Source organism: Streptomyces sp. NPDC000151 (genome assembly GCF_040301705.1).
In the GTDB taxonomy this organism is placed as follows: Bacteria; Actinomycetota; Actinomycetes; order Streptomycetales; family Streptomycetaceae; genus Streptomyces.
In genome coordinates this window covers 1-8,924 of record NZ_JBEPFC010000218.1, presented here as the reverse complement: position 1 = coordinate 8,924, position 8,924 = coordinate 1, and the positions used below count along the sequence as shown (strand labels likewise).

Genomic DNA, 8,924 nt, shown 5'->3' with positions numbered 1-8,924 from the left:
GGTCCTCGGCGCCGGCCGGGCCGGTCGCGGCCCGCGCCTGCGGCGGCACCGCGTCCAGCTGCTCGTCCGTGAGCGCCGCGCGGGCGTTGCGGGCCAGCGCGAGCAGCGTGACGGCGTCCTGCGGGCGCACCTCGGGGTTGCGCGCGGTGGCCTCGACGACCAGGTCGTCCAGCTCGGGCGGCAGCCCCGGTACGAGCGCGGACGGCGCCGGCACGTCCTCGTGGAGGTGCTGGTAGAGCACCTGGGCGGGGGTGCCGCCGCTGTGCGGCTTGCTGCCGGTGAGCATCTCGTACAGCGCCACGCCACAGGCGTAGACGTCCGCGCGGGTGTCCGCGCTGCCGTCCTCGATCTGCTCGGGCGCCAGGTACGAGACGGTGCCCAGCACCGTGCCGGTGGTGGCGGTCGTATTGGTGTCGACCGCGCGGACCAGGCCGAAGTCGGCGACCTTGACCCGGCCGTCGTCCCCGATCAGTACGTTCTCCGGCTTCATGTCGCGGTGCACCATGCCCGCCCGGTGCGCCGAGCCCAGCGCCGCCAGGATCGGCTCCAGGATGTCCAGCGCGGCGCGCGGCTGCAGGGCGCCGCGCTCGCGCAGCACGTCCCGGAGGGTGCAGCCCGCGACGTACTCCATGGCGAGGTACACGTACGTGCCGTCGGCGCCCTGGTCGAACACGCCGACCACGTTCGGGTGCGACAGCCGGGCCACCGACTTCGCCTCCCGGATGAAGCGCTCGACGAAGGTGGCGTCCGCTGCCAGTGAGGGGTGCATCACCTTCAGGGCGAGCACACGGTCCAGCCGGGTGTCGACGGCGCGGTAGACCGTCGCCATCCCGCCGGCGGCGATGCGCGCCTGGACGCGGTAGCGGCCGTCGAGCAGCTGTCCGACCAGGGGGTCCTGAAGGGTGGTATCCACGGCAGACGAGTCTACGAGCAGCTGTCCACCGCCCTCATGCCCTCTGCACCGTACGGGCCGGACTGCAGCCGAACGGTGACCGACGGGGCGGTACAAGGCGCCGGTGGCGGACCTTCCGGCGCCCCTGGCGGAGATGCCTCAGAAGGCGGGCCGCTCCGGGTCCAGCTCGGCCATTCCGGCCGCGGGCGAGGACGCCTCGGCGAAGTGGCGGCGCGGGATGCGGCCCGCCCGGTACGCCAGCCGGCCCGCCTCGACCGCGTGCCGCATGGCGTGCGCCATCAGCACCGGCTCCTGCGCCCTGGTGACGGCCGAGGCCAGCATCACGGCGGCACAGCCCAGCTCCATGGCCAGCGCGGCGTCCGAGGCCGTGCCCGCCCCGGCGTCCAGGACGACCGGCACCCCGGCCCGCTCGGTGATCAGCTGGAAGTTGTGCGGGTTGCGGATGCCGAGTCCGGAGCCGATGGGGGAGCCCAGCGGCATGATCGCCGCACAGCCCACGTCCTCCAGCTTCCGCGCGAGCACCGGGTCGTCGTTGGTGTACGGCAGGACCGTGAACCCGTCGTCGACCAGCGTCTCGGCCGCGTCCAGCAGCTCCACCGGGTCCGGCAGCAGGGTCCGCTCGTCGGCGACGACCTCCAGCTTCACCCAGTCCGTGCCGAGCGCCTCACGGGCCAGCCGGGCCGTGAGCACGGCCTCACCGGCCGTGTAGCAGCCCGCGGTGTTCGGCAGCGTACGGATGCCGTGCCTGTTCAGTACGGAGAGCACCGAGCCCTGCACGGTCGGGTCCAGCCGCCGCATCGCCACGGTGGTCAGCTCCGTACCGGAGGCCAGCAGCGCGCGCTCCATGATGTCCAGGCTCGGCGCGCCGCCGGTCCCCATGATCAGCCGGGACCGGAAGGCCGTACCGGCGATGACCAGCGGATCGGCTTCGGGTGCCGCGCCGGGCGCCGCCTCCGGGGCGGCGGTCTCCTCGATGGTGTACGTATCGGCCATCTGTACGGATCAGCCTCCCTGGACTGCGGTGAGAACTTCGACGCGGTCCCCGTTGCCGAGCGGGGTCGCCGCCCACTGGCTGCGCGGAACGACCTCTTCGTTGACGGCGGCGGCGACCCCGCTGGAAGCGGTGGTCAGCGTGGCCACCAGCCGGTCGAGCGGCAGGCCGCCGGGGATCTCGCGCGGCTCGCCGTTCACGGAGACGGTCACCGGGGCGGCTGCCGGGACGGCTGTCGGAGTGGCTGTCGGGGCGGCGGGGACGGCCCCGGACGCGGGGCCGGGTGCCTTCGAGGCGGTCATGCGGTCTGCTCCTGGAGTGCGGCGCGCTGCGGCGCCGGGGCGGGGGGAGGGGTGGCCGCGGGCCCGAAGCGCAGCGGCGTGAAGGGCCGCGCCTCCTCGGGCAGCGCGCCGGTGGTCAGCGCGTGGGCCATGACGTCGCCGGTGACCGGGGTGAGCAGCACACCGTTGCGGAAGTGGCCGGTGGCCATCAAGAGGCCGGGCAGTGCGCTGGGCCCGAGAAGCGGTGCGTTGTCCGGCGTCCCCGGGCGCAGCCCGGCGATCGTCTCGGTCAGCGGCAGCTCGGTGATGCCCGGCACCAGCTCGTGCGCGTCGCGCAGCAGCTCGTAGACGCCGCCCGCGGTCACCGTGGTGTCCCAGCCCAGCTCCTCACTGGTGGCGCCGACGACCATGTCCCCGTTCTCGCGCGGCACCAGGTAGAGCGGGCCGCCGCGCACCACGGCACGCACGGTGCGGGACAGGAAGGGGCCGTACGCGGCAGGGATCCGCAGCCGCAGCACCTGGCCCTTGACCGGCCGGACCGGCGGCCGTACGTGCTCGGGCACCCCGGCCAGCCGCCCGCTGAAGCTGCCCGCCGCCAGCACGACCTGCCCGGCCGGCAGCGCCGTGCCGTCCGCCAGCTCGACGCCGGTGGCCCGGTCCCCGGTGACCGTCAGCCGCCCGGCCCGCTCCCGTACGAACGCCACCCCGGCCCGCTCACAGGCCGTCAGCAGGGCCGTGGCGAGCCGCCTCGGGTCGATCTGGTGGTCACCGTCCACCCGGAGCCCGCCGCGCACGCCCGGCGCGAGCATCGGTTCGAGCTTCCGGCACTCGCGGCCGGTCAGCCACTCCGAGTCCAGCCCGCAGCGGCGCTGCAGCGCGTGCAGCTCCCGCAGATGGGCGCGGTCGTCGGCGTCCAGGGCCACGGCGAGCGTGCCGCACCGCCGGTGTCCCAGGTCCTGGCCGCTCGCCTCGGCCAGCTCGGCGGCGAACGCCGGATAGCGCGCCGCGGAGTCGAGATTCAGCCCCAGGAGCGTTTCCTCGCCGTAGTGCAGCTCGGTGACGGCGGCCAGCATGCCGGCCGCGACCCGCGCGGCGCCGCCGCCCGGCTCCGGGTCCACGACTGTGGTGCGCAGGCCCCGCTGGGCCGCCCGCCAGGCCGTCACAAGTCCCATCAGGCCGCCCCCGACGATCACCACGTCGGGCCGCCCGGCAGCTGTCTCCGCCGGTATACGTGCAGGTGGATGCATGAGCTTCCAGCCCCTCCCTTCGCCGGCATGACCCGGATCAGGTTCGTACGGTCGGAGGCCGCCGCAGCCTCCCTCTCAGCCCGGTGCGTCCGGGCTCCCGCGAGTACAAGTGCCGTCAGAGTAGTACGCGTGGCCGACGCACGGTAAGGGTGCTCTGCGGGGCCGGAGGGTGACCCTGTGTCAGAGATCTCGTCGCGCGGTGCTGAGTCCGGCCAGGGGGCGCGTCCTAGAGTGATCGAGTGAGCCAGCAGAGCGAGTACTCGCGGACCCCCGACCGCTCCCGCCGCGTCGTCATCGCCGGCGCGGGGATGGCGGGCGTGCAGACCGCCGTTGCCCTGCGCGAACAGGGCTGGCGCGGCACGATCACCCTGCTCGGCGCCGAACCGCACCCGCCCTACGACCGGCCGCCGCTCTCCAAGGCAGTGCTGCTCGGCAAGGCGGACGGCTCGGCCTTCGACGTCGACTTCGCCTCCCTCGGGATCGAGCTGGTGCTCGGCAGGAGTGTCACCGGACTCGCCGCCGACGCCCACGAAGTGCTGACCGACGCGGGGCCGGTGCCCTATGACCGGCTGGTCATCGCCACAGGCGCGGAGGCGATGGCCCTCCCGGGCAGCGAGGGCGTACCGGGTGTGCACGTGCTGCGCACCCTGGACGACGCCCAGCGGCTGCGCCCGGTACTGGCCGCGCAGCGGCGCATCGTGGTGGTCGGCGCGGGCTGGATCGGCGCGGAGTTCGCCACCGCGGCCCGCGAGACCGGCTGCGAGGTCACCGTCGTGGAGGCCGCCGACCGCCCGCTGGCCGGCGCGCTGCCCGAAGAGGTCGCCGCCCACATGGCCCGCTGGTACGCGGACGCGGGCGCCACGCTGCGTACGGGTACCCGCGTCGCCGCCGTGCAGGAGGGCGCCGTCCTGCTCGCCGACGGCACGTCGCTGCCCGCGGACGCCGTGGTGATCGGCATCGGCTCGCGCTGCGCCACGGACTGGCTGGCCGGCTCCGGTGTCGAGCTGGGTGAGGACCGCTCCGTGCGGGCCGACGAGCGGCTGCGCACCTCGGTGCCCGATGTGTACGCGGTCGGCGACTGCGCCTCCTTCCCGTCCGCGCGCTACGGCCGCCGGCTCCTGGTGCACCACTGGGACAACGCCCTTCAGGGGCCGCGCACGGTCGCCTCGAACATCGCCCGGTGCGAGGTGGAGGGCACGGTGTACGACCCGGTGCCCTATTTCTGGTCGGAGCAGTTCGGTCGGTTCGTGCAGTGCGCCGGGTACCACCAGGTCGCCGACGAGCTGATCTGGCGCGGCGACCCGGCGAGCGCGGCCTGGACGGCGCTGTGGCTGCGGGACGGCGCGCTGGTGGCGCTGCTGGCCGTGGGGCGGCCGCGCGACCTGGCGCAGGGGCGCAAGCTCATCGAGCGGGGCGCGCTGGTGGACCGGGCGGCCGCGGCGGACGCCTCGGTACCGCTGAAATCGGCTGCGGCGCAGGTGCATTAGCGGCGGCGCGGCCGCCGGCTGTGGCCGGTGGTGTGCACCGATGGCGATGCCCGGCTACCGACTGTCAGTGGGGGATGGCACGCTTGGGGGTGTGACCGAGATTGACGCAAAGATCGATGGACTGGTTTCCGCCTGGCTCACCCTCCCCGACATCGCCGAGGAATTCGGTGTCGAGGTGACACGAGTCCGGCAGCTGGTCAAAGAGGGCCAGCTGATCGCGGTGCGCCGCGGTGAGAACAGGGCCCTCCATGTGCCGGCCGAGTTCATCAAGGAAGGCAAGGTCGTCAAGGGCCTGGTGGGGACGCTCACGCTCCTCAGGGACGACGGCTTCACCGACGAAGAGATGCTGGAGTGGCTGTTCACCGCGGATGAGACCCTGCCGGGGACGCCCGCGCAGGCGCTGCGCGAGAATCGCGGCACGGAGGTGAAGCGCCGGGCACAGGCGCTCGCCGTCTGACACACCCGCCACCACCGCCGCAACCGAAGGGCGTACGGACCGGCCGGCCCGGTCCGTACGCCCCGTCTGGGGGGAAGACCCGATGAGCACCGCACGACAGGCCCTGTCCGACGCCCGCCTCTACCTGTGCACGGGAGCCCGCAAGGAGCAGGGCGACCTGCCGCGGTTCCTGGACGCGGTGCTCTCCTCGGGCGTGGACATCGTGCAGCTGCGCGACAAGGGCATGGAGGCCGGCGAGGAGCTGGCCCACCTGGAGGTCTTCGCGGACGCCTGCCGGCGGCACGGCAAGCTCCTCGCGGTCAACGACCGGGCGGACGTGGCGCACGCCATCGGCTCCGACGTGCTCCATCTCGGACAGGGCGACCTGCCGGTCCCCGCGGCGCGCGCCATCCTCGGCGAGGACGTCCTGATAGGCCGGTCCACGCACGCCGAGGCGGAGGTGGACGCCGCCCTCGCCGAGCCGGGCGTGGACTATTTCTGCACCGGCCCCTGCTGGCCCACGCCCACCAAGCCCGGGCGGCACGCCCCGGGCCTGGACCTCGTGCGGTACGCCGCGGCACAGCGCCCCGACCGTCCCTGGTTCGCGATCGGCGGGATCGACGCGGGCAATCTGGACGAGGTGCTGGCGGCGGGCGCCCGCCGGGTCGTGGTGGTGCGCGCGCTCACTGAGGCCGCGGACCCGGCCGCGGCGGCGGCCGAGCTGGCGAAGCGGATCCGCGCGTACGAAGCGTGACGCCGGGCGCACGGAGCGCCATGGCGCCCCGGGCCGATGAGCAGCGGTCTGACGTGAAGTGTCCGACTGGTGAACAGGAACCCGGCAAACCGGTCCATAGTGCCGCACGTGGTTGGGGGCCTGCCTGGCCGGTGGTTAACCTGCCGGTATGGCCCTAGGTACAGCTTCCACCAGGACTGACCGCGCACGTACGGTGCGTGAACTGCTCGCCTCCGGCAAGCGGTCCTATTCGTTCGAGTTCGCCGCCCCGAAGACCGAGAAGGGCGAGCGGACCCTGTGGAACGCCATCCGCCGGATCGAGGCCGTCGCCCCGACCTTCGTGTCGGTGACCTACGGCGCCGGCGGCACCTCCCGTGAGGGCACCGTCCGGGCGACCGAGCGGATCGCCACGGACACCACGCTCACCCCGGTCGCGCACCTGACCGCGGTCAACCACTCCATCGCGGACCTGCGCAACATCATCGGCCAGTACGCCGACGCCGGCATCCGCAACATGCTGGCGCTGCGCGGCGACCCGCCCGGCGACCCGCTGGGCGAGTGGGTGCGCCACCCCGAGGGCATCGCGTACGCCGCCGATCTGGTCCGGCTGATCAAGGAGTCCGGCGACTTCTGCGTGGGCGTCGCGGCCTTCCCCGAGATGCACCCGCGCTCCACCGACTGGGACACCGACATCCGGCACTTCGTGGACAAGTGCCGTGCGGGCGCCGACTTCGCGATCACCCAGATGTTCTTCTACGCGGAGGACTATCTGCGCCTTCGTGACCGGGTGGCCGCCGCCGGTTGCGAAACGCCGATCATCCCGGAGATCATGCCGGTCACGAACGTCCGGCAGATCGAGCGGTTCGCGCAGCTCAGCAACGCGGCCTTCCCGCCCGAACTGGCGGAACGGATCCTGGCCGTCAAGGACGATCCCGCGGCGGTACGCTCCATTGGTATCGAGTACGCCACGGAGCTGTGTGCACGCTTGACCGCCGAGGGCATTCCGGGGTTGCACTTCATTACCCTGAACCACTCCACGGCGACGCTGGAAATCTACGAGAATCTGGGTCTGCACCAGCAGACCTGACCACGGTGGCCCACAGCGGCGGAAACAGGGGCGTACATGGGCTGGACGATCCTCTACCTCGCGTTCGGCATCGTGGCGCTCTGGCTGCTGGGCGAGGTGCTGCTGCAGTACAAGGCCCGGCTGCGCTGGCGGCTGCTGGCGTTCTTCGGCTTCCTCGGCGTCGTCATCGGCGTGGTCCTGCCGTCCATCGTGGTCATCGCGGTCGGCGCGATCACCTTCGCGGTGGGCCAGACCTACGTCACGCTGTCCTTCCGGCGCGGCTTCACGATGGGCTGGGCGCTCGAGGCCGGCCGGCCCCGGGTGAGCCGCAGGGGGCGGCGCTCGGGCGGCCGGGCCGCCGCGGAACCGACCCCGGAGGCCGCCGGCCCCGCGGCCGGCCCCTTCCCGGACGACGACGAGTACGGCCCGCAGGAGGCCGGTGACGGCCACGGCCAGGGCGCCGACGGCCGTCAGGACGCCGACGAGTACGGCGCGCAGACCGGGTACGCCGGTCCCGCCGGCTACTCGCCCGACGCCGTCGCGGCCTCGTACACGGACGCCTACGACGCCCGCCCGGACGCCTACGCCGACCCGTACGGCGCGGACGCCACGCAGGTCGCCCCGGTCTACGCCCCGCAGCCGCTGCCCGACGAGACCGGCCAGTACGGCATCTACAGCACCGATGCCCGGGCCGGACAGGACCCGCAGGACCCCTACGGCGGCTACTACGAGCCCGCCGCAGCCCACGACGGCTACGCCGCCGACCCCTACGGCGGTTACGGCGACGGGCACGGCGGCGGCCCGGCCGGATACACCGATCCGTACGCGGGCCAGGACCCGTACGGCGCGCCGTACGACCCCTACGCACAGGCCGGTCCCTACCCGCCCGCCGACCCCTACGGCGGGCAGGACCCCTACGGCCACGGCGGCCAGGTCCCGCAGCAGTACGGCGGGGGCTACGACCAGTACTACGGCGCGGTCCCGGAGACCCCGCCCGGCGGCGTCTGGGTCCCCCAGCAGCGCGGAGGCGGCGACCTCCCGCCCGAACAGCCCCCGCACCAGCCCGAATACCAGCCGGAGCACCAGGGCTACGGCTACCCGCACCAGCAGCAGGGGTACGACGAGCAGCAGTACCGGTACTGAGCGCCGGTACTCGGGACCGGTGCTGAGCGCCGGTCCGAGGCGGCGCGGCTGTCCGGGCGGGGCCGCAGTGGTCCGGGCGGGGCCGGAGCGGTCGCGGGGGCCGCGTCGGCCCGTCCCGCTACTGGGAGCCGCGCCAGTCGTCGCCGTTGACGACGAGGCCCGCTACCAGCGCGCCGGACATGCCCGCATGGGCCAGGCCGCCGCCCGGGTGGGACCAGCCGCCGGCCGTGTAGAGGCCCGGTATCCGCGTGCGGTTGGCCGGGCGCAGGGCCTGGCCGTCCAGCCCGGCCAGCGCGGGGCCGGGCACCGCGCCACCCCGCGCGCCCGTGTCGGCGGCGGTGTCCGCCGGTGTCCGTATCTCCCGCCACAGGACGCGGTCCCGCAGGCCCGGCACCGCCGCGGCGGCCGCCGCGACCATCCGGTCGGCGAACGCCTCGGCCACGCCGTCCGCCGTCCAGTCGACGCCCTCCGCGCCGCCCTCCGCGTGCGCCGGGACGGTCACCGTCAGCGTCACCGCCTCGTGGTCCTCGTCGGGCCGCTGCGCCGGGTCGTCGGGGCGCAGCACCGTCACCGTGGGCGCCTGCGGCAGCCCGCCGCCCCCGAAGACGCCGGTCAGCTCCGCCTCCC

Annotated in this window: 9 protein-coding genes, 1 pseudogene and 1 riboswitch; of the genes and pseudogenes, 5 read left to right on the top strand and 5 right to left on the bottom strand. The window is 74.1% G+C overall.

The features are described 5' to 3' along the window. The 4 genes from ABT381_RS33820 to thiO form a co-directional block, all read right to left on the bottom strand. A partial coding sequence (locus ABT381_RS33820) for a protein kinase domain-containing protein (RefSeq protein WP_351601265.1) occupies window positions 1-913 on the bottom strand: 913 nt, incomplete at its 3' end. A 138-nt stretch (window positions 914-1,051) separates the two neighbouring features. After that, on the bottom strand, window positions 1,052-1,906 hold the full coding sequence (locus tag ABT381_RS33815; RefSeq protein ID WP_351601262.1) for a thiazole synthase: 855 nt from the start codon (window positions 1,904-1,906) through the stop codon (window positions 1,052-1,054). Window positions 1,907-1,915: 9 nt separating this feature from the next. Then, entirely contained in the window at window positions 1,916-2,206 is a 291-nt protein-coding gene (gene thiS, locus ABT381_RS33810; protein ID WP_467754617.1) for a sulfur carrier protein ThiS, read from the bottom strand. After that, window positions 2,203-3,432, bottom strand: a complete 1,230-nt coding sequence (thiO, locus tag ABT381_RS33805; protein WP_351601258.1) for a glycine oxidase ThiO — start codon at window positions 3,430-3,432, stop codon at window positions 2,203-2,205. Before thiO ends, thiS begins: the two co-directional genes overlap by 4 nt. Further along, a riboswitch (TPP riboswitch) is annotated at window positions 3,430-3,543 on the bottom strand. (Overlaps the previous gene by 3 nt.) Window positions 3,544-3,740: 197 nt before the next feature. Between thiO and ABT381_RS33800 the strand changes: the two genes are divergently transcribed. From ABT381_RS33800 to ABT381_RS33780, 5 genes are all read left to right on the top strand, one after another. After that, entirely contained in the window at window positions 3,741-4,919 is a 1,179-nt protein-coding gene (locus tag ABT381_RS33800; RefSeq protein WP_467754635.1) for an NAD(P)/FAD-dependent oxidoreductase, read from the top strand. 91 nt (window positions 4,920-5,010) lie between these two features. After that, window positions 5,011-5,376 carry an Rv2175c family DNA-binding protein gene (locus tag ABT381_RS33795; RefSeq protein ID WP_351601252.1) on the top strand — a complete coding sequence of 122 codons (366 nt, stop codon included), beginning with the start codon at window positions 5,011-5,013 and terminating at the stop codon, window positions 5,374-5,376. A gap of 82 nt (window positions 5,377-5,458) precedes the next feature. Beyond that, window positions 5,459-6,109, top strand: a complete 651-nt coding sequence (gene thiE, locus ABT381_RS33790) for a thiamine phosphate synthase (protein WP_351601249.1) — start codon at window positions 5,459-5,461, stop codon at window positions 6,107-6,109. A 148-nt stretch (window positions 6,110-6,257) separates the two neighbouring features. Then, window positions 6,258-7,175, top strand: a complete 918-nt coding sequence (metF, locus tag ABT381_RS33785; protein WP_351601246.1) for a methylenetetrahydrofolate reductase [NAD(P)H] — start codon at window positions 6,258-6,260, stop codon at window positions 7,173-7,175. Window positions 7,176-7,211: 36 nt separating this feature from the next. Then, on the top strand, window positions 7,212-8,297 hold the full coding sequence (locus ABT381_RS33780) for a hypothetical protein (RefSeq protein WP_351601243.1): 1,086 nt from the start codon (window positions 7,212-7,214) through the stop codon (window positions 8,295-8,297). A gap of 118 nt (window positions 8,298-8,415) precedes the next feature. Here ABT381_RS33780 and ABT381_RS33775 read toward each other — a convergent pair. Continuing rightward, window positions 8,416-8,924, bottom strand: a pseudogene (locus ABT381_RS33775) (NAD(P)/FAD-dependent oxidoreductase); the annotation flags it as partial.